The organism is Chryseobacterium sp. PET-29 (assembly GCF_025736815.1).
Classification (GTDB): domain Bacteria; phylum Bacteroidota; class Bacteroidia; order Flavobacteriales; family Weeksellaceae; genus Chryseobacterium; species Chryseobacterium nepalense.
On sequence record NZ_CP107053.1, the window covers coordinates 714271 to 737881 of the forward strand.

24 protein-coding genes are annotated in these 23611 nt (G+C 35.1%); 15 read left to right on the forward strand and 9 right to left on the reverse strand.

The annotated features are described in order from the left end of the window. Nucleotides 1-29 precede the first annotated feature (29 nt). The gene (locus ODE14_RS03050; RefSeq protein WP_263602932.1) at nt 30-872 is read left to right on the forward strand and encodes a DUF4476 domain-containing protein; all 843 of its coding nucleotides are present in this window, start codon (nt 30-32) and stop codon (nt 870-872) included. Nucleotides 873-995: 123 nt separating this feature from the next. Continuing rightward, entirely contained in the window at nt 996-1820 is an 825-nt protein-coding gene (locus ODE14_RS03055; protein WP_263602933.1) for a S1 RNA-binding domain-containing protein, read from the forward strand. A gap of 34 nt (nt 1821-1854) precedes the next feature. On the opposite strand, the gene ODE14_RS03060 is transcribed toward ODE14_RS03055, so the two are convergent. Continuing rightward, a complete protein-coding gene (locus tag ODE14_RS03060) occupies nt 1855-2229 on the reverse strand; it encodes a helix-turn-helix domain-containing protein (RefSeq protein ID WP_263602934.1) in 375 nt (124 codons plus the stop codon). A 185-nt stretch (nt 2230-2414) separates the two neighbouring features. On the opposite strand from ODE14_RS03060, the gene ODE14_RS03065 reads away from it, so the two are divergent. The 4 genes from ODE14_RS03065 to ODE14_RS03080 all read left to right on the forward strand — a co-directional run bounded on the left by ODE14_RS03065 (nt 2415) and on the right by ODE14_RS03080 (nt 6921). Next, complete coding sequence (locus ODE14_RS03065; RefSeq protein ID WP_263602935.1) at nt 2415-2696, forward strand: hypothetical protein; 282 nt, start codon at nt 2415-2417, stop codon at nt 2694-2696. Nucleotides 2697-2777: 81 nt separating this feature from the next. Then, nucleotides 2778-3524 (forward strand): GLPGLI family protein, encoded by a 747-nt coding sequence (locus tag ODE14_RS03070; protein ID WP_263602936.1) that lies wholly within the window; start codon nt 2778-2780, stop codon nt 3522-3524. Then, nucleotides 3524-4279 (forward strand): GLPGLI family protein, encoded by a 756-nt coding sequence (locus ODE14_RS03075; protein WP_263602937.1) that lies wholly within the window; start codon nt 3524-3526, stop codon nt 4277-4279. Before ODE14_RS03070 ends, ODE14_RS03075 begins: the two co-directional genes overlap by 1 nt. A gap of 83 nt (nt 4280-4362) precedes the next feature. Continuing rightward, a complete protein-coding gene (locus ODE14_RS03080; RefSeq protein WP_263602938.1) occupies nt 4363-6921 on the forward strand; it encodes a hypothetical protein in 2559 nt (852 codons plus the stop codon). Between the two features lie 236 nt (nt 6922-7157). Here ODE14_RS03080 and ODE14_RS03085 read toward each other — a convergent pair whose 3' ends face one another. Further along, on the reverse strand, nt 7158-7547 hold the full coding sequence (locus ODE14_RS03085) for a hypothetical protein (protein WP_263602939.1): 390 nt from the start codon (nt 7545-7547) through the stop codon (nt 7158-7160). A gap of 280 nt (nt 7548-7827) precedes the next feature. On the opposite strand from ODE14_RS03085, the gene ODE14_RS03090 reads away from it, so the two are divergent. From ODE14_RS03090 to ODE14_RS03105, 4 genes are all read left to right on the forward strand, one after another. Then, on the forward strand, nt 7828-8421 hold the full coding sequence (locus ODE14_RS03090; RefSeq protein ID WP_263602940.1) for a TetR/AcrR family transcriptional regulator: 594 nt from the start codon (nt 7828-7830) through the stop codon (nt 8419-8421). 94 nt (nt 8422-8515) lie between these two features. Further along, nucleotides 8516-9883 (forward strand): TolC family protein, encoded by a 1368-nt coding sequence (locus ODE14_RS03095; RefSeq protein ID WP_263602941.1) that lies wholly within the window; start codon nt 8516-8518, stop codon nt 9881-9883. Between the two features lie 9 nt (nt 9884-9892). Continuing rightward, entirely contained in the window at nt 9893-10954 is a 1062-nt protein-coding gene (locus tag ODE14_RS03100; protein ID WP_248393688.1) for an efflux RND transporter periplasmic adaptor subunit, read from the forward strand. A 7-nt stretch (nt 10955-10961) separates the two neighbouring features. Next, nucleotides 10962-14147 carry an efflux RND transporter permease subunit gene (locus ODE14_RS03105; protein ID WP_263602942.1) on the forward strand — a complete coding sequence of 1062 codons (3186 nt, stop codon included), beginning with the start codon at nt 10962-10964 and terminating at the stop codon, nt 14145-14147. A gap of 267 nt (nt 14148-14414) precedes the next feature. Here ODE14_RS03105 and ODE14_RS03110 read toward each other — a convergent pair whose 3' ends face one another. The 7 genes from ODE14_RS03110 to ODE14_RS03140 all read right to left on the reverse strand — a co-directional run bounded on the left by ODE14_RS03110 (nt 14415) and on the right by ODE14_RS03140 (nt 18632). Beyond that, nucleotides 14415-14861, reverse strand: a complete 447-nt coding sequence (locus ODE14_RS03110) for a KTSC domain-containing protein (protein WP_248393686.1) — start codon at nt 14859-14861, stop codon at nt 14415-14417. A gap of 134 nt (nt 14862-14995) precedes the next feature. Further along, the gene (locus tag ODE14_RS03115; RefSeq protein WP_263602943.1) at nt 14996-15538 is read right to left on the reverse strand and encodes a hypothetical protein; all 543 of its coding nucleotides are present in this window, start codon (nt 15536-15538) and stop codon (nt 14996-14998) included. 10 nt (nt 15539-15548) lie between these two features. Further along, nucleotides 15549-16127 carry a hypothetical protein gene (locus ODE14_RS03120; RefSeq protein WP_263602944.1) on the reverse strand — a complete coding sequence of 193 codons (579 nt, stop codon included), beginning with the start codon at nt 16125-16127 and terminating at the stop codon, nt 15549-15551. Nucleotides 16128-16154: 27 nt separating this feature from the next. Beyond that, nucleotides 16155-16736 (reverse strand): GDP-mannose pyrophosphatase NudK, encoded by a 582-nt coding sequence (gene nudK, locus ODE14_RS03125; RefSeq protein WP_263602945.1) that lies wholly within the window; start codon nt 16734-16736, stop codon nt 16155-16157. A gap of 16 nt (nt 16737-16752) precedes the next feature. Beyond that, nucleotides 16753-17661 (reverse strand): TIGR01777 family oxidoreductase, encoded by a 909-nt coding sequence (locus tag ODE14_RS03130; RefSeq protein ID WP_263602946.1) that lies wholly within the window; start codon nt 17659-17661, stop codon nt 16753-16755. A gap of 18 nt (nt 17662-17679) precedes the next feature. Further along, on the reverse strand, nt 17680-18024 hold the full coding sequence (locus tag ODE14_RS03135; RefSeq protein WP_322927544.1) for a hypothetical protein: 345 nt from the start codon (nt 18022-18024) through the stop codon (nt 17680-17682). Between the two features lie 5 nt (nt 18025-18029). Beyond that, on the reverse strand, nt 18030-18632 hold the full coding sequence (locus tag ODE14_RS03140; RefSeq protein ID WP_263602947.1) for an HPP family protein: 603 nt from the start codon (nt 18630-18632) through the stop codon (nt 18030-18032). Between the two features lie 204 nt (nt 18633-18836). On the opposite strand from ODE14_RS03140, the gene ODE14_RS03145 reads away from it, so the two are divergent. From ODE14_RS03145 to chrA, 5 genes are all read left to right on the forward strand, one after another. Further along, nucleotides 18837-19169 carry a single-stranded DNA-binding protein gene (locus ODE14_RS03145; RefSeq protein ID WP_072885668.1) on the forward strand — a complete coding sequence of 111 codons (333 nt, stop codon included), beginning with the start codon at nt 18837-18839 and terminating at the stop codon, nt 19167-19169. A 116-nt stretch (nt 19170-19285) separates the two neighbouring features. Then, on the forward strand, nt 19286-19639 hold the full coding sequence (locus tag ODE14_RS03150; RefSeq protein WP_263602948.1) for an HRDC domain-containing protein: 354 nt from the start codon (nt 19286-19288) through the stop codon (nt 19637-19639). A gap of 140 nt (nt 19640-19779) precedes the next feature. Continuing rightward, a complete protein-coding gene (gene hisS / locus ODE14_RS03155) occupies nt 19780-21132 on the forward strand; it encodes a histidine--tRNA ligase (RefSeq protein WP_263602949.1) in 1353 nt (450 codons plus the stop codon). Between the two features lie 4 nt (nt 21133-21136). After that, the gene (locus ODE14_RS03160) at nt 21137-22204 is read left to right on the forward strand and encodes a leucine-rich repeat domain-containing protein (RefSeq protein WP_263602950.1); all 1068 of its coding nucleotides are present in this window, start codon (nt 21137-21139) and stop codon (nt 22202-22204) included. Continuing rightward, nucleotides 22201-23331, forward strand: coding sequence for a chromate efflux transporter (gene chrA, locus ODE14_RS03165; protein ID WP_263602951.1), 1131 nt, complete (start codon nt 22201-22203; stop codon nt 23329-23331). Before ODE14_RS03160 ends, chrA begins: the two co-directional genes overlap by 4 nt. The last annotated feature ends 280 nt before the right edge of the window (nt 23332-23611 follow it).

Below are 23611 nucleotides of genomic sequence, written 5' to 3' on the forward strand. Positions count from 1 at the left end.
ATGAAAAGGTATTTTTAAATACAAGTGTTATGAAAAGTATATGTATAAGTGTTTTGCTTCTCTTCGCAGTCACTTCATTTGCGCAGGAAGCAGGAAAAGCAGGTGAGCTCCTGAAGAATGAAGCTTCCAAAACTGAAATTGGATCTGTAAATAATAAAAAATCCGGTGTAAACGGCAAAAATAATCCAGGTTTCAGAAACCAGGGAAATAGTGGTTTCAGAACAAATAGTCCGCAGTACCGCTGGAATCAGGAATATGGGTATTCCGAAGTTTTTCTTAGAATTCCCGAACAGGGATTTTTCAGTGTGGAAATAGGCGATCAGTTTATCTCCAATAATTCAGGGAAATTCCGGTTTTTTGATCTGCCGGCAGGAAGAATTCCCATTTCAATCTATGAAAGCGGATATTTATTATACAGAACTACTTTGAATGTAAGAAACAACAGCAGACTGGTTCTTGATTTTTTTACCAATGAAGGTTTATTTTTGCTGGATTCTTATCCTGTTCAGTCTTACGGCTTCAACAGCTGGAATGATATCTGGAACAATCCGTACGGAAACAGCGGAAATATAAGCTATCCTAATGTGATGGACAATCAGACATTTCAGCAGTTTATGGATACAATGAAGGATAGAGCCTGGTTTGATGATAAAAAACTGGCATTTATCAATCAGCAGGGCAGACATGCGATGTTTACCTCGGAGCAAATCAGTATGTTGGTAAAAGATCTTAGTTTTGATAAAAATAAACTGGCTTTAGCCAAATCATTATTTCCGAAATGTGTGGATAAGCAAAAGTATTTTATTGTTGGAGAAGCATTGGATTTTGAAAGCAGCAGAAAGGAACTGATGGATTATATTTCTAAATTATAAAACATTTGATTCAAATATCAGTTCAACTAAAAGAGGGAAGTTTTTCCTCTTTTTTTTGTCCATTTTTCATTTTTGCAAGTTCGGCTTATATTTCCGTACCTTTACCCACTAATTTTATGATCAATGCAACTCGGAAAAACTCAGGCTTTAAAAATTTCAGATAAAAATAATTCAGGATGGATCTTAACAGACGAATCGGGTGAAAAAGCTTTTTTGCCGAAGATTTTCATTCAGGAAGATAAAGAAATAGATGATGAAATTGAAGTCTTTGTATATCAGGATGACAACAAACTGAAGGCAACTACGGAAATTCCATTGGCGGAAGTGGGAGAGTTTGCCGTAATGAGCTGTGTGCAGAGCCTTCCGAGTGGTGCTTTTATGGATTGGGGGATTATCAAAGATCTTTTTATTCCATACAAACAGCAGAAAACAAAAATTGTAGAAGGTAAAAGATATCTTGTACACATTTATGTTGATGAAGACCTGGAACTCATCACCGGAACCACAAAATTTAAAAGAAATCCGCAATATCAGGAGCTGCCATTCAAAAAAGGAGATAAAGTAGATCTTATCATGATGAATGAAAGCGAGTTGGGCTGGAATGTGGTTATCAATAAAAAATACATAGGTCTTATTTACAGTTCTGATGTTTTCAAAAAACTGTATCCTTTATCCGAAGAAACCGGTTATATCAAGGCCATCCGTGAAGACGGAAAAATAGATGTTTCACTCCAGCCGGAAGGTTTTGAAAATATTGATGAGTTTAAAAAGAAAATTCTGGATAAACTGGAAGAAAATTACGGTCTCCTATACATTTCCGATCAGTCGTCTCCTGAAGAGATCAAAGATGAGCTCCAGATGAGTAAGAAGAATTTTAAAAAAGCCATTGGCGGACTTTATAAAGATAAAGTTATTGATATCCTTGACGATAAAATCAAATTATTATAAAACAAAAAAGAGCAGAATTTTCTGCTCTTTTTTGTTATTTCTCTTTTAAAAAAGTAATCTGTTCTTTTAGTAAAAGAATTTGCTCATCTTTAGACTTAATAAGTTTATCGTAGGTATCTTTGATATCATTAATAACATCTTTATAGTCATTATTGATGGTTTCTACATAACCATTCCCTTCATTAGATTGATTATTAAATATATTTTTAGTATCAATATCCAAAAGGTTGGATAAATCTTCATTGAGAATTTCAGATATTTTCATCAGCCTTTCTACACTTAATTTGGTTTCTCCCGTTTCTATTTTACGATATGCAGCCGGGGTAATGTTTAGTTCGTGAGCCATATTTTCAAAAGTATAGCCTTTTTTACTCCTTTGTTGGGCAATTTTCTCAATAATTTTCTCCATTTCTGTCATTTATATTTAATTTCCTCAAAAGTATATATTTTTTTAATAAAAGTAAAAATATTTTTATCAAAAGTATTTTTCAACTCGGAGGGATTTAATTAGCTTAGCCATTAGAAAAAACACAAGTGCACAAATGTTTTTTGTAGTGTTATAAATTTATTTTTAATCAAACAGAAATTTCATTTATGAAAAAATTTTTATTCGCAGCTGTATTAGTTGCTGGAACTACTTTAGGATTTGCTAAAAGCAGCACACAGGTACAATACTTTTCTAAAAACACAAAAGCAGTTGTAAAGTCTAAAACTATTCGCGTAAGCTCTTTGGAAGAAGCTGAGAAAATCAAGAATATCTGTCACAAAACAGTATTTACAACACGAACTTACACCGTACAAGAGGAGGTTATGGGAGTTGTTTATACATATCAACAGACACAAACAACTTTTTATACTTACTGGTATGGTTGTTAAAATTTGAAGCAATAAGCGCCTATATAGTAGGCGCTTGTTTTATAAAGATTTTAATATGTGTAATAATCAAATGAAAATAATATGAAAACTATATTCTTAATTCTTTTATTATTTTTAGGAAATCTAAAAGCTCAAAATTTAAAAGTGGACTATGACCGGGTTAACAAAAATACAAATAATACCCTTAGTACTATTAATGGTGACGATTCTTTCAAAGCTAAAGTTGGAGATGAGTTGAAAAAAGCGCAAAAGTTCACTTTGTATTTTCTAAATGGCAATACATTTTTCAAAAATTTTCCTAATCCCGATATTAATTATGTAGGAGAGACTGAAAAAGTCGATGAAAATACAGTAAAAAGGAAAGAAAATACTTTCACACAAGCTCCAGTCAAAATATATCACAAAAAAGGCGATAACGGACTGTATCAATATCATAATTATAACGATAATGAATTTTATCATTACGCTACTTTTAAATATGATAAAATTGAGTATAAGGATGAAACTGAATTAATTGAAAATTATAAATGTAAATTGGTTGAGATAACTCTTAATGGAAGTCTATTCAAAGTATGGTATACTGAAGATGTACCAGTAAGTGCTGGTCCATATATGTTTAATAATCTTCCTGGTTTGGTTTTAAAAGTTGATTCTCCGGCATATGTTATTTATGCTACAAAAATTACTAATGATGGTACAAGTTCAGAATTTGAGAACTTAAATCCTAAATTAAAAGTATTAAATGATGAGGAGTTCTCTAAAGCAAGAAATAGTTTCCTTGAAGAAATTAAAAAAGTAAAAGAAACACATACAGACATTCGTTTATAATGAAGTTAAGCTTTCTATCATTTGTATTTTCTTTAGTCCTTATGAATTTACAGGCTCAAAATTTAAAAGTTGAATATGATCGTATCATAAAAGAAGATTTAAATAGCTCATTACCAGCTGAATCTTCTGATGTATTTAAAAATAAAGTAATAGAAGAGTTAAAAAAGCCTACAAAAGAAATACTATATGTTTTAGATGGAAATACTTTTTACAAAAGTATTCCTAAAACATCTATTACTCACGAGGAGGAAAGCAAAAAAGTCGATGAACAAACAACCATACGACCAAAAACTGAATATAAAGATATACAAACGAAGATATATCATATAAAAGGTGATAAAGGGTTTTATCAATATTTTAATTTTCATGGAGATGAATATTATTATAATTATATCCCAAAATTTTCTAAAGTAGAGTATAAAGATGATATGGAGTATATCGAAAAATATAAATGTAAGTTAGCAGAACTTACATCAGATAAAGGGGTTCTCACAAAAGTATGGTATACAGAGGATATTCCTGTAAGTGCAGGTCCTTATGCATATGGTAATCTGCCTGGTTTAGTTCTAAAAATAGAATCCTCCGAATACATTGTTTATGCTACCAAGGTAAGTAATGAAGCAAAAAAAGAAGACTTTGAAAATTTAAATCCTAAAATTAAGGTGCTAAATGAGGAAGAGTTCTTTAAAAAAATGGGTGAGTTTATAGAAGAAAGCAAAAAGGTAAAGAAGACAGAAAATAATATTAATTTGTAATTGCAGTGATTAATGTGTTTCATCAATAGTAAGTTTTATAATGAAAGATTTTATGAAATGGTTATGTATATAAACATTAACTTATGATGAGTTTTAAATATTTAACCCTTATTATCCTGTTTTTTTTTAGTTATTCTTTTTCACAAAATATTAATATCGAAGTGAAAGAAATAAACGGAAGCCCTATCTTAGAAGTCAATACACAACTTTTAAAGGATGGAAAAACCATAGAATTTCAAAAAACAGATAATAAGGGCATCTGTAATTTCAAAGCTTCAGAAAAAGGAATTTTTTCGTTAAAATTTACATCTTTATTCTATAAAACAAAAATCGTCGAAATTAATACAACAGAAAAAACAAATTATAGTATTGTCTTAGAGCCACAGATCACCACTATACAAACCGTAGAAATAAAATCTCGTCCTAAAATTGCTACTGTCAAAGAGGATACCATTGCTTTTAATCTGAAAGCAGTACGAGATGGTACAGAAAGAACTACGGAAGATCTTATCAAAAAACTTCCTGGGTTAGACATTAATGAGAACGGAAAAGTAACCTATAAGGGAAAGGCGGTAGGACAGGTTTTAGTAGAGGGGAACGAGTTTTTTGGGAAGAATCATAAAATGGCAACCCAGAACATTTCGGCTGAAATGATTGAAGGGATTGATCTTTGGCAAAACTATACCACCATTAACGGAAACCGTTCAACTGCTCTTAATCTGAAATTGAAAAATGAGTATAAAGGAAAAATTACAGGGAATATAGAAGGTAACTATGGCACTAAAAACTCGTATTTAAGTCATACTAACTTATTTCAATTCGGTAAATTAGGAAATTTAGCTCTTATAACAGACTTTAATAATATTGCTAAAGACCCTATTAGCTTTACGGATTTTTATGAAATGAATACGCAGGAAGATATAGATAACACCGGTAACAACAATATAGATATTCCTACATTTCTTAATAACGATGGAAGGGTACAATCTAAAAGCAATCAATTTGGCGCATTGCAATATTCCAAATCAAAAAAGAATTTCATTATTACTGCTTTTTCTATTTTCAACAATGCACAGCTTGAAAAATTCTCTGCTACAAAAAGAACTGCATTTGAAGGACAACCACAGGATTTTAGTTTCTTTGAACATAAATCAGAAAGTAATAAAGGTTTTTTAGGAACAACCCAAGTTAAAATCAAAAATAGTTTTTCTGATAACAGTTTCTTATACTATAACTTTGGTTACAATCCTACAAAAGATAATTTTAGTCAGAATACAAATCGCTATTCCGAAAACAATAACTTTTACGAAATTGATGATTTGATAAAAAACACTACATTCAGCAATTTTCTATCTTGGAATAAGGATTTAAATAATTCAAAACTTGTCCTAGCTTTCAGCGAGTTGAACCAGAAGTATTCAGCAGATCTGAATATGTATTCTGATAACAGTTTATTCCAGACAAATAGTAGTTTATTATTTCAGAACTATACAATTCAGTCAAATCGATATGCATTTGATTTTTATGTAAAGAATAAAAATAAGTTTATTAATTTCAATTTTCATTCTGGCTTTTCTTATAAAAGTGAAGATTCAGAACTTATAGAATGGGTATTACAAAGCAATGAAAGAAGAACATTAAAAATATATCGTTACATTAATGGTCTAAGCATATATAAGCAAATAGGAAAATTTGATATATCTGCTGCTTTAACCTCTCATTTTCTCAATGTTAATGATTTTGAAGAACATTACCTTGAAAAAAGAATTAATATAAGATTCAATCAAAGTAGTAATGATTTTGAGCTAGAGTATAATTCAAGGTATGAGCTGCCCACCTTAAAAATTCTGCAGAATAATCTATTTTATACTAAAGATTTATCTTATTTCCAAAATGCAGGTATTATACCTTCTTTTTTAAGTAATATAAAAACCTATAAATTTACCTGGCATAGGTTCAATTTTGAAAAAGGGAATAGTCTTTTTCTTATGCTGATGTACGATAAAACCAAACCTAACTTCACCACCAATACAATCAATTATGGTACATTTACAGGAATAGAAAATACGACAGGGATGTATAATGATCGTTTGTTATTTTTATTGACAGGCGACAGGCGATTTAGTGAAAATTTTATACTTAAAACAAAATTAACAAGTACTCTAGTTAAAAATATTAATTTTATAAATGGTAATGAAAATACTTCGACCATTAAAAACTTCGAAATTTCTCAAAAGATTTCTACCAACTTTAAAAATAAACCTGTACAGTTTGATTTAGGATATACCTATACAAAAGGAGTATTTGATCAAAGTTTTTACAGTACTAGTGCTAAACAAGATAATGTAAAATTATCTTTGGGGATTAGAACGATTATAAAAAAACAATGGATCGGAAATTTATTAGGAGAATATTTTATTCAGAAAACTGAACAAAATACACTTAGAAATTTTTTAGTTGGCGGTCAGGTTTCATATAGAATGGAAAAATCAAACTTAGAGTACAATTTACAATTTAGTAATATTTTGAATCTCAATTCCTTTCAGTATATAAATACATATACACGCCAGGTGGGAATTGAAGAAACATCAACAACAGCATTACACGGTTATGTTATAGGGGGCTTGAAATATAATTTTTAATTTATTGTTTTATAATTTTTTTAACTATTTAATACTTGTTGTATGTGCATTGATATTTTAAGTTATTGCTTACATTCTTTTAGTTTCTGATTAGATATAAAAATATCAATAAAAACATTTAAAAGGTGTTCGTTGTCACATTTTGTGACAACGAACACCTTTTAAATATAAAAAAAGACTCTTTTAATATCAAAATAGATACTAAAAGAGTCAAATTGTCAGGTCTTTTATTAATGCTATTCCTTTTTAGAATTAATTTTATTTGCCTTCTTACTGAATCGCTGACTTAAATCTTCGTATATTGGTTTCGCAGTAGTTACTGCTTTGGATGCTGCTTCTTTAACTGTTCCATAGTACATCATTGAAGCAACCAGTGCTTCACTTCCTGCAAGCATTATAGTATCATCCAGGTCAGAGGCTAATTGTTCTGCTAAATTGGCTAAAGGTTTTAATCCTGTAACCACCATTTCATCTTTTAGAAATTCAGTTTTATCCATATATACTGGTGCAAATTCAGGGTTGGTGGTAATATACATTTTTACCTTTTGTACCGTTGCAATAGTTTTATCACCCATTTTAAAAAGTGATTTTCTCTCATCAACAGTGAGAGCTTGTAAATATGGCAACAGTAAAGTTTTGCACTCTTGAAGTTTTTGATTTACGCTGTCTAATACATTTTAAGGAATTTCCACACTGATTTGATTATTTGTACTCATTTTAATAAATTTTTATCTAAAATAATTATAAACCTGCACCTAAAAAATTTATTTACTGGTTTTTTTCTTATGTTAAATTCTTTATGTTAAAACCTGATGCATATCATAATTATTTTCTTTAATTATTTTGTTTAACAATTTTGTCAAAACATTTGATTGATTTATATTTGCACAAATTTGTTTAACAAAAATGTCAAATCAAACAAAAAAAGACCAAACACAGGAATTAATCAAAGAAACTGCAAAGAATTTATTTTTTGTGAAAGGGAAGTTTGATGCCACCACACAGGAGATTGCTGATGAGGCCGGGGTCAACAGAACGCTGATCAACTATTATTTTCGATCAAGAGATAATCTGATCCAGATCATTTTTGATGAAGCGCAGAAAGTAGAACACGAAAAATCTGAAATCATTATGAATTCTGATTTACCGTTTAAGGAAAAGATTGGCCAGTTCATCGAAGGAAGTTTGTCTACCAGTCTTCAGTATCCATATTTGGAAACCTATATCGTTTCACAGATCAACAAAGGAAACTGCCATAAAAAAGATATTGAAGAAGATGAATTAAAAAAACTGTATCAGGAAGTAGAAGCAGAAATGGAGCTGGGAAATATTGAAAAAATGGCACCCATTCAGTTTGTCTTGAATATGATTTCCCTATTGGTTTTTCCAAGTGCCGTAAGACCTTTATTAATGGAAAATCTAATGATAGATGAAGTGACATTCGATAAAATTATTTCAGAACGGAAAGACATCATTTTAAATATGTTATTTAAAAATTAAAAATGTTAAAGTATTTTAAAAAATGAATCGTCTTTTAGAAATAAAAACTACAGCAACAGCAATTACATTAAAAAAATAAACGAAGTATAAAATTATGAAAAGAAAACGAATAACTGCACTAAAGCTTAAAATAGGAATAGCGGCTGCATTTATGATTTTCGGCTTTTCATCACTATCTGCACAGCAGCAGGTTTCCCTTCAGGAGGCCATTAAACAGGCGCTCCAAAATAAGGCGGAAGCTAAAAAAGCTGCTTTACAGGTGAAAAAAGCTGAATACAAAATTGATGAGGCCAGAGCCGGAGCCCTTCCGCAGATCAGTGCCAACATCAGTAATACTTTTAATCCGATTCTTCAGAAATCTGTGCTTCCCGGAGAAATTATCGGGATGCCCGGACAGCTTGTTCCCGTTACTTTCGGAACAAAATGGCAGTCGGTAAATTCAGTGTCGCTGTATCAGAATATCTTTGATCAAAGGGTTTTTACAGGGTTAAAAGCGGCTAAATCTACCAGAGAATTTTATCTGCTTAATTCTGAACTTACCAATGAACAGATTATCGAAAACGTAGCGACTGCCTATTATCAGGTATTTGTTCAGGAAGAAAACCTTAAAACCGTAGAAGCCAGCTATGCCAATACGGAAAGAGTGAGAAATGTTATTAAAAGTCTCGTGGATAACGGACTGGCAAAATCCATTGATCTTGACCGTACCAACGTTCAGCTTACGAATATCGGTTCAAACAGACAACAGCTTGTAAATGCCGTTGAAGTTTCAAAAAATGCACTGAAATTCTATATGGGAATCCCGATCAGTACACCTATTGAACTGGAAGAAAAAACCATCGAGCCGAATACAGCATTATTAAATACCGCTGCCAATTTGGAAACCCGTTCAGAGATTAAAGTATTGAACAAACAGAAAGAACTTTTACAATACAACAAAAAAGCTACTGAAGCTTTACTGTATCCAACGGTTGGCCTGCAGGCAAACTACGGATGGCAGGGACTGGGTAATAAATTTCCGTATTTTACGGGAAGCGCCCAGGGAACAAACTGGAGTGATTATGCGTCTATAGGTTTAGCAATTAAAATCCCGATTTTCTCAGGCGGATCAACAAGAGCGCAGATTCAGCAGGCTGAAATTGATATTCAGGATCTTGATCAGGATATTAACAATACCAGAGAAAGTCTCGACCTTGATTATAAAAATGCCATCAGTAATATGGAAAATGCGATCATTAATATCGAAAGCATGAAGGATAACGTTGGTCTTGCCGAAAGAGTTCAGAAAAATACACAATCCAATTATCAATATGGTCTTGCCACACTTACCGAAGTGCTGGATGCTGAAAATGCCCTTACTCAGGCTAAGCAGAATTATGCAAATGCTTTATTGGATTATAAACAGGCTGAAATTAAATTAATCAAAGCAAAAGGACAATTAAACACATTACAAAACCCATAATAAACTACAATGAAAAAAACTCTAATATATATTATCGTGGCAGCTGTACTGGTCGGTCTAGCGGCGTACAAAATTGCAGGAAATAAAGAAAAGCAGACTCAGGAAGTAAAAGAAGTAGCCAAGCAGGTAGACAAAATCAATGTGAATGTGGTTACGGTTTCCAGAGAAAATATAGATACGGATTATTCTGCCAACGGAACATTCATTCCAAAGCAGGAATCCAACCAGTCTTCTGAAATCTCCGGAAGAATTGTAAGTGTTCTGGTTAAAGAAGGGTCAAGAGTAGGTGCCGGCCAGGTTTTGGCGACTATTAAAAAAGATGCCATCGAAGTAGACGTTACCCAGGCTCAGAACAACTTGCAGAATGCTATTATTGATAATCAGCGTTACGAAAATGCTTTCAAAACAGGAGGGGTGACAAAGCAGCAGCTTGACAATTCAAGATTACAGCTTAAAAATGCGCAGGCGGCAGTTCGTGCGCAGGGGGTAAAAATAAACGATACCAGCGTTCGCGCAGGAATCAGCGGTACTATCAACAAGAAAATGGTGGAACCGGGAATGGTAGTCGCACCGGGAACTGCTTTATTTGAAATTGTAAATATCAATTCATTAAAGCTTTCAGTTTTAGTTGACGAAAGCCAGATCGGGAAAATTCAGATCGGGCAGGAGGTTCCTATTAAAGTAAATGTTCTTCCTGAAGATTCTTTTGTGGGAAGAATTACATTCATTGCTCCCAAAAGTGATGCTTCTTTAAATTTCCCTGTTGAAATTGAAGTTCAGAACAAAGGAAACCTGAAAGCCGGGATGTATGCTACAGCAACATTTAAAACCAACCATGGCGCGGAAACTCAGAACATGCTTACGGTTCCTGCAGAAGCTTTTGTAAATGGTGTAAGTTCAGGACAGTTATTTGTTGTTCAAAATGGTGTTGCAAAATTGATTAAAGTAACCGTTGGGAAAGTGTACGGGGATAAAGTTCAGGTGCTAAGTGGACTGAATGGAGGCGAACAGGTGGTAACCAGCGGACAGATCAATCTGGATAACGGGTCTAAAGTAAATATCGTAAAGTAGAAGATCTATGAAGTTAGCAGAAATATCGATTAAAAGACCATCGTTGGTGATCGTATTATTTACGATCCTTACGTTGGGTGGTATCCTGAGTTATACACTCATGGGATACGAATTGATTCCGAAGTTTGAAACCAATATGGTAACAATTTCTACGGTATATCCGGGGGCTTCACCCGCAGAGGTGGAAACATCGGTTACCCGAAAGATCGAAGACGCCGTTGGTTCTTTGGAAAACGTGAAAAAAGTAGAATCTTCTTCCTATGAAAGCTTATCCGTAATCATGGTACAGCTGAATGACGGAGCAGATGTGGATTATGCTTTAAATGATGCTCAGAGAAAAGTAAATGCGATCTTGGCAGACCTTCCGGATGATGTGGATGCCCCGTCACTGAATAAATTCTCACTCGATGATTTACCGATCATCACGATGAGTATTTCATCAGATAAATTAAACAGCAAAGATCTGTACGACCTTTTAGATAAAAAAATAGAACCGATTTTCTCCCGTGTAAACGGCGTGGCGCAGGTAGATCTTGTGGGGGGACAGGAAAGAGAAATTCAGGTGAATCTTGATGAGAAGAAGCTGCAGGGGTATGGGCTGTCAATTGGCGATGTGCAGCAGGCAATTTTATCTTCAAACCTTGATTTCCCTACAGGGAGTCTGAAAACAAGGACCTCAAAATCTACCATCAGGTTATCAGGAAAATATAAATCGGTAGAAGAAATGAACAATCTTGTGGTTTCCAATAAAAATGGAGCACAGGTTCGTTTATCTGATATTGCAACGGTTTTTGACTCCCAGAAAGATGTTGAAAAAGTAGCAAGGTTCAATCAGTTTCCTACTATTTTGATGCAGGTGAAAAAACAGTCTGATGCAAATGCGGTTTCCGTTTCGGAAAGTGTTCAGAAAACTATTGAAACGGTACAGGAAGCATACAAAGCTCAGGGAATTAAAGTAAAAGTTGTAAATGATACAACAGACTTTACCCTGGAATCTGCCAACCACGTTATCTTCGACTTGTTCCTTGCGATTATCCTTGTTGCTATTGTGATGTTATTATTCCTTCACAGTATCAGAAATGCATTTATCGTAATGGTATCAATCCCGGCTTCCCTTATAGCAACGTTCATTGGGATGAATCTTATGGGTTATACACTAAACTTAATGAGTTTATTAGGGCTCTCGCTCGTGGTAGGTATTCTTGTGGATGACGCGATTGTTGTACTGGAAAATATTTACCGTCACATGGAGATGGGAAAAAGTAAAATCCGTGCAGCATACGACGGAGCTTCGGAAATTGGATTTACGGTTGCGGCAATTACCCTGGTAATCGTGGTAGTATTCCTTCCGATTGCGATGAGCTCCGGTTTGGTGGCCAATATTCTGGCACAGTTCTGTGTTACGGTAGTAATTGCTACATTGTTGTCATTGCTGGCTTCGTTTACCATTATTCCTTGGCTTTCTTCAAGATTCGGTAAGCTGGAACATTTAACCGGAAAAAACTGGTTTGAAAAATTCATCCTTTGGTTTGAAGGAATGATCGACCGATTTACCCACTGGATCACAGGAATTCTGGAATGGTGTCTGAAAACAACCTTGAGAAGAATTTCTACAGTTGTAATAACATTCGTTGTTTTAATTGCTTCTTTCATGCTGGTGGCATTCGGATTTATCGGAGGTGAATTCTTCCCGCCGATCGACAGAGGACAGTTCCTTGTTCAGATGGAATTATCAAAAGATGCAACTGTTGAAAAAACAAATCAGCTGACATTGGATGTTGAAAAGTTTTTAAGAAATGATAAAGACGTTGTAGACCTTATCACCACGGTAGGGCAGCAGTCAACCGGTTTCGGTGGGGCTCAGGCTACAACTTACCAGTCTGAGGTTCAGGTAAACTTGACCGACAAGTCTGAACGTTCTGAAAGCACAAATATCAAAGCGGCAAAAATAAAAAGAGCGTTAGAAGAGAAATTTACCGGAGTTGAATTTAAAACTGCTCCAATCGGAATCATGGGTGCTGAAAATGCGCCGATCGAAATGGTGGTAACCGCACCGGATAACGCAACCGCTGTAAAGGAAGCAACAAGAATCCTGGAATTACTGAAAAAAGTTCCCGGGGCTGTAGATGCTGAATTATCTACCGATACAGGAAACCCTGAAGTACAGGTAAATATAGACAGAGATAAAATGGCTTCTTTAGGATTAAACCTTTCCAGTGTAGGACAAACGATGCAGACTGCATTCAACGGAAATACAGATGGGAAATTCAGAGCCGGAGAATATGAATATGATATTAACATTCGTTTCGGAGATGCCAACAGACAATCTATTGATGATGTTAAAAACTTAATGTTTACCAATCCGCAGGGACAGCAGATTCGTTTAAGTCAGTTTGCTGAAGTTAAAATGGGTTCAGGACCAAGCTTGCTGGAACGTAGAGATAAGGCACCTTCTGTAAAAGTAAGAGCCAAAGCTGTAGGTAGACCGGTGGGAGATGTGGCCAATGAATGGGCTAAACAATTCATGGATGGCAAAAACAAACCTGTAGGTGTAGATTATATCTGGAGCGGAGACATGGAAAACCAGCAGGAAGGTTTCGGTACTTTAGGAATTGCTTTACTGGCAGCTATCGTATTGGTGTACCTGGTGATGGTTTCTTTATATGACAGTTTCGTGTATCCGTTTGTGGTATTATTCTCCATTCCTTTGGCAATGATCGGAGTAATGGTGATTCTTGCACTTACTGCCAATTCATTAAACATCTTTACCATGTTGGGGATGATCATGTTGATTGGTCTGGTTGCAAAGAATGCGATCCTGATCGTCGACTTTACCAATGCGAGAAAAGCTGCAGGAGCCAACACCCATGATGCTTTGGTACAGGCTAATCACGCCCGTCTTCGTCCGATCCTGATGACAACAATTGCGATGATCTTCGGGATGTTACCGATCGCATTGGCTACAGGAGCCGGAGCGGAGATGAACAAAGGTCTTGCATGGGTAGTTATTGGTGGTTTAACATCATCTCTATTCCTTACCTTGATTATTGTACCAGTGGTTTACTCTTTATTTGATTCCATCCTGAGAAGAATGGGCAAACATGAAAAAGTGGATTATGAAGCTGAAATGAAAGCCGATTATGATCACAGAGAACTGAGTGAAGACGGTTATACCCCGAAACATTTAGACTAATATAACAACAACCTTAATTAACCTTAAAAGTGCATCAGAAATGGTGCGCTTTTTTTCATTGCGATGAGCAAGAAGCAATTTTAAATGATAACATCAATGCTCAATTGCTGAGTATAAACTGAAAGTTTACGAACATAGTTCAGCCTTTGCGGACAAAAATATTTTTGATAATTTTAAAAAACTTTGCAATTATTTGCGTTAAGATTAATCCAACAAAAAAGCTTCCGGGAATCCCGAAAGCTTTATATTTATATTAAATCGTAAGATTTAATCTGCCATTACTTCACCTGCCTTTCGGTACACGAAGCTGCCATAGATATGTCTTCTTGCAAAACGGCTTGGCGAATCTGCGTTCACCATTTTAATGTAGGTATTTCTAGGAACACCCAGGTATTCATAAATATTACCGTTAAGATGCTGAATGGTTAGTATGGATTTTTCCAGATAGAAATCCTGAATATTGGAAGTCGTAGTCGTCTCCGTATATTCTTCCTTGTATTTTTCCTGAGTTTCCGGATTAATGCTCACCAGGAAATGATAGGCTTCAATCACCGATTTACTTTTTTCTTCCGCCTCCAGTTTACCGGCTTCATCATTGATGAATTTGTCAGGATGCGTATCCTTCATCGTATTCCTGTAAATGGTTTTCAGTTCTCTCAGTGTCACATTTTTATCAACTTCAAGAAGCTTTCTGTATTCGCCTAATTTTTTCATTATGGTTGGATCCTTTTTTCGGGATGCAAAATTAAACTATTTAATTGGAATATAACTTATTCATTATTAATTTGTTTTAATAAAATAACATTAAATTTTTATTAGTTTAAAATGCAGTTATTTACCAGATTACTTCAAATATTCAGCAATGCCAACGACACCTTGATTGACTCGTGAATATGTTTGTCCAATATTTCTGAATTATTTAATGGATAATAAAACTCTTTCGGATTAACAAAAACATTATTGTATTTGGTTCTTTCGCTCCCTCCGTCTACATCAATAGACAATAATCCGTGGCCATTTTTACGCTGTACAGTCGTTAAGCCTTTAGAGGTTACTTTAGATTCCACACATCCGATCAGGGCACCTCTTCCTAGCACATCAAAGCAGAGGGCAGTATAAATTCCATTGCGAACCAGCTGTCCGGGAGGAAGAATACATGCATAAAGAACATTGGGAAGATTCACAATGCCCCGGGAAACTTTTATGGTAAGCGGAATATTATTGATTTCCCGATATTGCTGTTGTAAATATATTTTTAATCTATTCAGAGCATCTCCGATTGAAATCATTTCAGGATCATTGGTTCTTAAAAGCATATTTTTCTGCACAGGATGCAGCTGTCTGAATTCGCAGATAGCATTAAAGTAATTGGTCAGTTCTGTAGAATACATTATTCCTCAATTACTCCGTTTTCTGGAAAATATGTGTCACTTTAGAATCCTTAACAAAATCCTGTAACGGCATATCCTTCACTGCATTTTTATTGGTGAGTTCAATGTAATACACCATTGTATTGGGAAACTTGGGATCTTTACACAGTATTTTGAAACGTTTTACCTTTTCATCATTACTTAAGAAAACAAGCTCGGAAGCATTAAAGAACCTTATATTGTTTACATCAAAAGAATCTTTCCAGTTTTTCTGTAGCCTGGCGAATCTCTTCTGGGTTCTGTCGCTGTCTTCATTTTCAAACTTATCAACCTGGAAATCGGTTAAAAGTTGAGGGTAAACCAGTCCTTCCTGAAGAATGGCTTTCGTAATTTTATCAGATTTATCGTAAAAAATAACCTTATTATCAAACTGTACCTGATTATCTTTCATCACAAGGTCTCCCGAAAACTTTTTGTAATTTTTCTTTTTATAATCGTTTTTAAAATGTTCGATAGCAGCCTTATCTTTTGGTCCTGGCTTTTCGGTTTTCTGGGCAAAAACAGATGCTGATAAAAGTAAGGTGAGGCTGACTGTGTATAATAATTTCATGATGTTTCACTAATTTTTAGTTAAGATTTAAAGAATATTTTTAAGTCTTAGATATTGCAGCAGCATAATGGTTTTGGCATCTTTAATCGCTCCGGTATCAATCATTTGCAAAGCTTCCTCAAAAGAAAGTTCCAGCACTTCAATATCTTCACCTTCATCATCAAGTCCGCCGCCATCATTTATTTTCATATCCTTCGAATATTCGGCGATAAAAAAGTGAAGAATTTCTGTGACGGCACCCGGTGACATATACGCTTCGAAAATCTTCTCAACGTGAGAAATTTTGTAGCCGGTTTCTTCTTCGGTTTCCCTTTTAATACAATCTTCCGGATTATCATCGTCCAGAAGTCCGGCACAGACTTCAATCATCATTCCTGTTTCATTTCCGTTTAGAAAAGAAGGCAATCTGAACTGTCGGGTGAGGATTACATTTCCCGTGCTTTTATCATACAATAAAATAGCCGCACCGTTTCCCCGGTCATACGCTTCACGGCTTTGCTGCTGAAAGCTGCCGTCTTTTTTCTGGATGCTGAATGTTACCTTCTTTAAGGTGTACCAGTTGTCTGATAATATTTCCGTCTTTTCTATCTGAACGTTTGTATTGTGCATAGATTGTATAATCTTGTTAATTATTTTTTAATAAATGTTCCAATGCTTTTTTTAAATCGGGGAACTTAAATTGAAAACCTGCATTCTGAATCTTCTCCGCGGAAGCTCTTGAGCCTTCCAGCAGCGCATCTGCAAGTTCGCCAAAAATCAGTTTTAAAACAAATCCGGGAATATTAGGCATGAAAAGCGGTTTCTTTAAAACCTCAGCAATTTTTTTGGTTAAATTCTCATTAGTTGTATGCTGCGGTGAAACGGCATTAAAAGCTCCATCCATGGTGTCATTTTTCAGTGCAAATTCATAAATGGCACAAATGTCTTCAATATGAATCCAAGGCATATATTGCTTCCCGGTTCCCAGAGGAGCGCCGATTCCCATTCGGATAGGAGGTAGCATTTTCTTCAAAGCACCATCTTTTTCAGAGAGCACAACCGCAGTGCGGATTTTCACCACCCTTTCGGCAAGATTCTGTTCTTTAAACTGATCAGCAGCACGTTCCCACAAGACTACGACTTCACTTAAAAAATCATTTCCGGGCTGGTTATTTTCAGTAAAAATTGCATCGGTAGTTTTTGTCCCGTAATAATTGATTCCAGAAGCAGAAATAAAAGATTTCAGCCTGATTTTTTTCTCCTGAAGTGTTTTCACAATCAGATCGGCAGAATCAACCCTGCTGGAAATCAGTTCTTTTTTTCGTTCATCGGTCCATCGTTTTTCAGAAATATTGGCTCCTGCCAGATGAATGATGTGCGAAACTCCTTCAAATGCCGCATCATCAATCGTTTTATTTTTAATATTCCATTCGAATTCATTACTGTGCTTTTTCTTTCTTGTTAAAAAGCGAACGGTAAAATCTTTTTCAAGTTTTTTGGAAAGTTCATGGGCAATAAGTCCGCCGGCCCCGGTAATGAGAATAATATCTTTCATGAATAAGTGCGTTTACTGTTATGATTGGTTTTTAACGATTAAAACAAAATCATCATCCAGAATTTTATAGCCATAATCATATATAAATTTGTACTCTGACCCATTTTTATAGACCTTCAGATTAGTAAAATAATCAAAATCAAAACCCAACCCATCCAATTTTGAACGGGTGACTTTTGTTTTTCCGTCCGTATTCACCTCAGCAAGGATTCTGTAATTTTTGCGAAGTTTATTATTAACATTACGCATGAGATTGTTGGAATCCTTATTCTGCTTGTTGTTGTAGGCGTTCCGACAAGCGTCATTGCAAAATTTTTTGTCGGATCTTCCGATGATTTTTTCGTCACATTCAAGACAATTCATAATTTTTATTTTTTCAATTTGTGTGGATGTGCATGTTTTTTCTTTAATAGTTTCTTAAACCTGCTGTGTGCAGGATAGCTTCTGTTGGATGTTATATTATTGAAAAAAAGTGCCGTAAGTAATAAAATAATACACCCGGAAAGAACCGGTGATAACACATACCAGAATCCCAGTTCAGGGATTTTTCCTGTGGAGCTTACTGCAATCAGTGCGGTAGCGCCACCGGGAGGGTGAAGGGTTTTGGTATATTGCATTAAAACAATTGAAAAAGCAACGGCAAGGGGAGCCGAAAGCCAGATAATATCAGGAACAATCTTATAAACCGTAACGCCAACCAAAGCAGAAATCACATGTCCTCCTACCAAATTCCTCGGTTGCGCCAGCGGACTCTGAATTGCACCATAAATCAAAACACTTGAAGCACCGAAAGATCCGATCAGAAAAATATTCTCTGTAGCGGATACTGAATGCGACTGGATAAAAGCAATAATCCCGATTCCGAAAAATGCGCCCAGAAAAGACCAGAAATGTTCTTTATAATCAACAAGTGTTTCCCTGTAAATCACGTATTTTGATACTCTGAATGTCCTTTTGATTGCTTTTTTCATATATACTCAAAGGTATGGAAATTATCCGTTTTCAAACGGATAAAAAGAATGATATTTTGCATTATTCGTTTTCAAACGACTACAAACGAATTTAAATAGTTTTGTACCGGTTTGAGTTTCAGCTTTCCCCAATCTTTGCAACAGAGATCTGAGAAAACAGTGAACGTCTCGGATCTGAATATTAATCTAAATAACAACAAAATTATGTCACTAAGAAACAAAGTAACATTAATTGGTTACACAGGAAAGGAAGTAGAAATGGTAAACTTCGAAAACGGAAACAGCAAAGCCGTTGTATCTCTTGCAACAAGTGATTATTACACGAATGCGAAAGGCGAAAAAGTAGAAGAAACACAATGGCACAATCTCATTGCTTTTGGTAAAACCGCTGAAATTTTCCAGAAATATGTTACGAAAGGAAAAGAAATTGCCATAGAAGGAAAACTTACCTACAGATCATATGATGATAAGGACGGCGTAAAACGCTATATCACGGAAGTTAGGGTAGATGAGATTCTGCTTCTGGGAGGTAAATAACAGTAAAAAACACAGGCGATGAAAGTAAAAGTTTTTAAAGTCCGGCTGGATCAGGAGTTTTTACATCATGATCAGCACATGCTGGATGAATTTCTCGGAAAACATCAAATTGTAAAGTGGAGACGGCTTTTGTAAACAATGAAAATTACTGGTCGGTACTCTTATATTTTGAAGCATTGAAGATGGCTGTAACTACCGTAAAAGAATCAAAAAGTGCCAAATATACAGCCGAAAATGAAGCGCTGAGCTTAGACGAGGAAAAAATTCTCTATGCCCTGAAAGAATGGAGATCCGATAAAGCAAAAGAGCAAAATCTGCCGGGCTATTTTATTGCAACCAACAAAGAACTTATATCCGTTGCCAAATATAAGCCGGCCCGCAAAGAAGAGCTGCTGGATATTAAGGGATTCGGAAAGCATAAAATAGAGAATTACGGCGAGGAAATCCTTGAAATTTTAGATAGTATCTGATATAACACAAAAACACAAATGATGAAGATATTCAGGGCTGAAGAAGATTGTTTCTTCAGCTTTGGATTTTAGTTTAAAAGTCAGTTCAATTCCTTATTTTTGCAACACTTATACATTAATCATCATTTATCAATTATAGAATGAAACCAGGTTTAGCAAAAGGGACGAGAGATTTTACAGCATTGGAAGTTGCCAGAAGAAGATACATCATTAATATTTTACAGAAAAACTTCGAATTATTCGGGTTCCAGCCATTGGAAACCCCAAGCTTTGAAAATCTTTCGACATTAACAGGAAAATACGGAGAAGAAGGAGACCGCCTGATCTTTAAAATTTTAAATTCAGGAGATTATACTTCAAAAGTAAATCAACAGGACTGGGAAGACAAAAATCATCAGAAATTAACCTCGCAGATTTCAGACAAAGCTTTACGCTATGATCTTACCGTACCTTTTGCAAGATTTGTAGCAATGAACCATAATCAGCTCACTTTTCCATTCAAACGTTACCAGATTCAGCCGGTGTGGAGGGCAGACCGACCTCAAAAGGGAAGGTTCAGGGAGTTTTACCAGTGTGATGCCGATGTGGTGGGAAGTGAAAGCCTTCTGCAGGAAGTAGATCTTGTTCAGTTATATTTAAAATCATTTGCAGAATTAGGTCTTGCTGTAACCATTCATATTAATAACAGAAAAATTCTTTCAGGCCTTGCGGAATTTGCAGGAATTGCAGATAAATTAATAGATTTTACAGTTGCTCTTGACAAACTGGACAAAATAGGGAAAGAAGGTGTTGTAAAGGAACTTCTTGAAAGAGGGATTGCTCAGGAATCTATCGATAAGCTGGATTTTCTTTTTGAACAGTCAGATGATGCGTTGGAAAATCTTTTACAGCTAAAAGAGAAATTTGCCGGAAATGAAACCGGTTTAAAAGGTGTTGAAGAACTGGAGTTCGTAATCACGCAGTCATTAAATCTGGGAGTAGATATTCAGAATCTGGTATTCGACATTACGCTTGCAAGAGGTTTGGATTACTATACCGGAGCCATTTTTGAAGTAAAAGCGGACGAAGTCCAAATGGGATCTATCGGTGGTGGCGGAAGATATGATAATCTTACGGAAGTTTTCGGGGTTAAAAATATTCCGGGAATCGGAATTTCTTTCGGTTTAGACAGGATTTATCTTGTTATAGAAGAACTTGGGTTGTTCCCTGAAGAGGCAACCTCAAAAGTAGAATACCTGTTTGCTAATTTTGGAGGTAACGAAACCCTGGAAGCTCTGAAATTAATAAAACAGCTGAGAGAAAAAGGAATCTCTGCCGAACTCTATCCTGAATCTGCCAAGATTGGAAAACAGTTTACGTATGCAGAGAAGAAAGGAATTAAAAATCTTGTTTTCCTGGGAGAAGAAGAAATTAAGGACGGAAATGTTACCTATAAAGATCTTGAAGCCGGAGAGCAGAACACGGTTTCCTTAGAGGAATTTTTACAATCTTAGAGCGATGAAGAATATCTTATTTTTAGCATTTCTCATATCTTCTGTTATTACTCAGGCACAGGTAAGGATGCCGGATCCTCCTAAACAGGACCTCAGCAAAGAAAGCGACAGAGTTTTGCTTCGGGAAATCACTTCTTTTCCGGAACATATTTTTTCATGGAATATTAAATATCTTACAGTAAGTGAATCAGATCAGTTGACAAGCTTACCTGAGAAAATTTCCAGACTAAAGAATCTTGAGTCTTTTATGCTTACGGGAGGTCATAAAATTAAAGATTTTCCTAAAGAATTTTCTTCTTTAAATCAACTGAAAAAATTGGCTTTGCATAATATGCTTACTGAAAAGATGTCTCCTGTGATTTTTAATCTTAAATCATTGGAAGATTTAGAATATTATCAGTTCAGCTATTTTGATTTTTCGCAGGATATTGGGAAGCTAAAAACACTGAAAAGGTTGGCATTATCAAGAGGATTTGATATCAGAAGCTTACAAAATGTTGAAGGAAAACCGGGAAGGAATCTTCCGCCTTCCATAAAGAATCTGAAAAATTTGGAAACTTTGTCATTGGGCAGAAATCTAATGTCTGAGCTGCCCGAAGAAATAGGATATTTAAATATGGTTAATGATATTTGGCTTTCAGATAACGTGTTGACAACCTTGCCAAATGGATTTTCTAAGCTTCAAAATTTAAAAACGCTGAACCTTAGCAATAATGCATTTAAAGTTTTTCCTAAGGAATTATATAAAATCTCAAATCTCAAAAGACTGGATATCTACAAAAATCAGATTAGCCAGATTCCGGCCGGAATCGGCAGTATGACTGGACTTACCGGGCTTTTTATTGATAAGAATAAACTTACCAATGAATGTTTAACTGAATTTTATAATCTAGAAAATCTAGAAGTTCTGGATATCCGGGAAAATAAAATTACAGCTTTTCCTCCCGGATTGGAAAAAATGAAAAAACTGAAAGTAGTATATATTGCAGGGAATAATATACCGTATCAGGAAATTTCCCGTGCACAGGCTTTGTTGCCAAGAACAAAGTTTGTTACTCAGGAAATGCCATGAAAAATACAGAAAATTTAAAAGATATAGCCAGACTTTTTCTCAAGCTGGGAATAATTGGTTTCGGAGGACCGGCTGCACATATATCAATGATGCAGAATGAAGTTGTCACCAAAAGGAAATGGATTTCACAGCAGCATTTTCTGGATCTGATAGGAGCTACCAACTTAATTCCAGGACCCAACAGTACGGAAATGGCCATCCACATCGGAAGAGAAAAAGCAGGCTGGAAAGGCTTAATTACTGCAGGAGTATGTTTTATACTTCCTGCAGTTTTTATTACCGGGATATTCGCGTGGCTGTATAAAAAGTATGGTGCTCTGCCTGAAATTCAGCCATTTGTTTATGGGATCAAGCCGGCGATTATTGCAGTGATTTTATCGGCCATCTTTCCGTTAGCTGAAAAATCTTTTAAGTCGATAGGTCTTATTATTTTAGGATTACTTGTTTTAACGGGATCTTTATTAGGTTACAATGAAATTTTTCTTCTTTTCGGAGCCGGTATTCTTTATGTATTGATCACTTTTCTACGTCCCGGAAGATCCGGGGATTTGAAAAATCTTATTCCTATCATTTATTTACAGGGTAGTGAATATAATTTGATACCATGTTTAAACTTTAAACTTTTTCTTATTTTCCTGAAAGTAGGTTCCATTCTTTACGGAAGTGGTTATGTACTGTTTGCCTTTCTGGATGCAGAACTCGTTACCAGTGGAATGATGAACCGGAAACAGCTTATTGACGCTATTGCAGTAGGACAGTTTACTCCCGGACCGGTTTTTTCTTCGGTTACATTTATCGGGTACCAGATTAACGGATGGGTTGGGGCTGCTGTTTCAACCCTTGGGATTTTCTTACCCTCATTCCTATTTGTCGCTCTGCTGAATCCGTTGGTAAAGAAAATGAGAAACTCGAAAATTTTTTCAGTATTTCTGGATGCGGTAAATGCGGCTTCTGTTGCCATTATTGTTTCTGTTTGCATCAGTATGGGAATAGAAACTGTTACCGACTGGCGTACAATTCTTATTGCTGTTGTATGCCTTTATATAAGTTTTCGATACAGGAAAATCAACAGTGCTCTCATCGTTGTATCGGGTTCCGTAATGGGATATTTACTGAACTTATTATAAATGGCGATTATATATTAAAGAATCGAATAACCTTTAGAAAAATGTACAACTACAAGGTTAAAATGTTACTTTACCTCGCAAAAAAGTAACTTTACTATATAAAAAAGTAACCTTATTTTTCAAGAAAGTAAATTTACATCGTGCCAATGTAGAAGTGCAATGGTAAAATGTAACTTTACTACGCAAGAAAGTAAAATTACCTTGCTAAAATGTAGATTAACCTCACGAAAATATACTTTTACATCGAAACAAATTAAAAAATTCTGACTTTTTAATTGAC

Bases quoted from the DNA above. Each gene is read 5' to 3' on its own strand.
- ODE14_RS03050 (WP_263602932.1), top strand. From the start codon at position 30: ATGAAAAGTATATGTATAAGTGTTTTGCTTCTCTTCGCAGTCACTTCA.
- ODE14_RS03055 (WP_263602933.1), top strand. From the start codon at position 996: ATGCAACTCGGAAAAACTCAGGCTTTAAAAATTTCAGATAAAAATAAT.
- ODE14_RS03060 (WP_263602934.1), bottom strand. From the start codon at position 2,229: ATGGAGAAAATTATTGAGAAAATTGCCCAACAAAGGAGTAAAAAAGGC.
- ODE14_RS03065 (WP_263602935.1), top strand. From the start codon at position 2,415: ATGAAAAAATTTTTATTCGCAGCTGTATTAGTTGCTGGAACTACTTTA.
- ODE14_RS03070 (WP_263602936.1), top strand. From the start codon at position 2,778: ATGAAAACTATATTCTTAATTCTTTTATTATTTTTAGGAAATCTAAAA.
- ODE14_RS03075 (WP_263602937.1), top strand. From the start codon at position 3,524: ATGAAGTTAAGCTTTCTATCATTTGTATTTTCTTTAGTCCTTATGAAT.
- ODE14_RS03080 (WP_263602938.1), top strand. From the start codon at position 4,363: ATGATGAGTTTTAAATATTTAACCCTTATTATCCTGTTTTTTTTTAGT.
- ODE14_RS03090 (WP_263602940.1), top strand. From the start codon at position 7,828: ATGTCAAATCAAACAAAAAAAGACCAAACACAGGAATTAATCAAAGAA.
- ODE14_RS03095 (WP_263602941.1), top strand. From the start codon at position 8,516: ATGAAAAGAAAACGAATAACTGCACTAAAGCTTAAAATAGGAATAGCG.
- ODE14_RS03100 (WP_248393688.1), top strand. From the start codon at position 9,893: ATGAAAAAAACTCTAATATATATTATCGTGGCAGCTGTACTGGTCGGT.
- ODE14_RS03105 (WP_263602942.1), top strand. From the start codon at position 10,962: ATGAAGTTAGCAGAAATATCGATTAAAAGACCATCGTTGGTGATCGTA.
- ODE14_RS03110 (WP_248393686.1), bottom strand. From the start codon at position 14,861: ATGAAAAAATTAGGCGAATACAGAAAGCTTCTTGAAGTTGATAAAAAT.
- ODE14_RS03115 (WP_263602943.1), bottom strand. From the start codon at position 15,538: ATGTATTCTACAGAACTGACCAATTACTTTAATGCTATCTGCGAATTC.
- ODE14_RS03120 (WP_263602944.1), bottom strand. From the start codon at position 16,127: ATGAAATTATTATACACAGTCAGCCTCACCTTACTTTTATCAGCATCT.
- nudK (WP_263602945.1), bottom strand. From the start codon at position 16,736: ATGCACAATACAAACGTTCAGATAGAAAAGACGGAAATATTATCAGAC.
- ODE14_RS03130 (WP_263602946.1), bottom strand. From the start codon at position 17,661: ATGAAAGATATTATTCTCATTACCGGGGCCGGCGGACTTATTGCCCAT.
- ODE14_RS03135 (WP_322927544.1), bottom strand. From the start codon at position 18,024: ATGAATTGTCTTGAATGTGACGAAAAAATCATCGGAAGATCCGACAAA.
- ODE14_RS03140 (WP_263602947.1), bottom strand. From the start codon at position 18,632: ATGAAAAAAGCAATCAAAAGGACATTCAGAGTATCAAAATACGTGATT.
- ODE14_RS03145 (WP_072885668.1), top strand. From the start codon at position 18,837: ATGTCACTAAGAAACAAAGTAACATTAATTGGTTACACAGGAAAGGAA.
- hisS (WP_263602949.1), top strand. From the start codon at position 19,780: ATGAAACCAGGTTTAGCAAAAGGGACGAGAGATTTTACAGCATTGGAA.
- ODE14_RS03160 (WP_263602950.1), top strand. From the start codon at position 21,137: ATGAAGAATATCTTATTTTTAGCATTTCTCATATCTTCTGTTATTACT.
- chrA (WP_263602951.1), top strand. From the start codon at position 22,201: ATGAAAAATACAGAAAATTTAAAAGATATAGCCAGACTTTTTCTCAAG.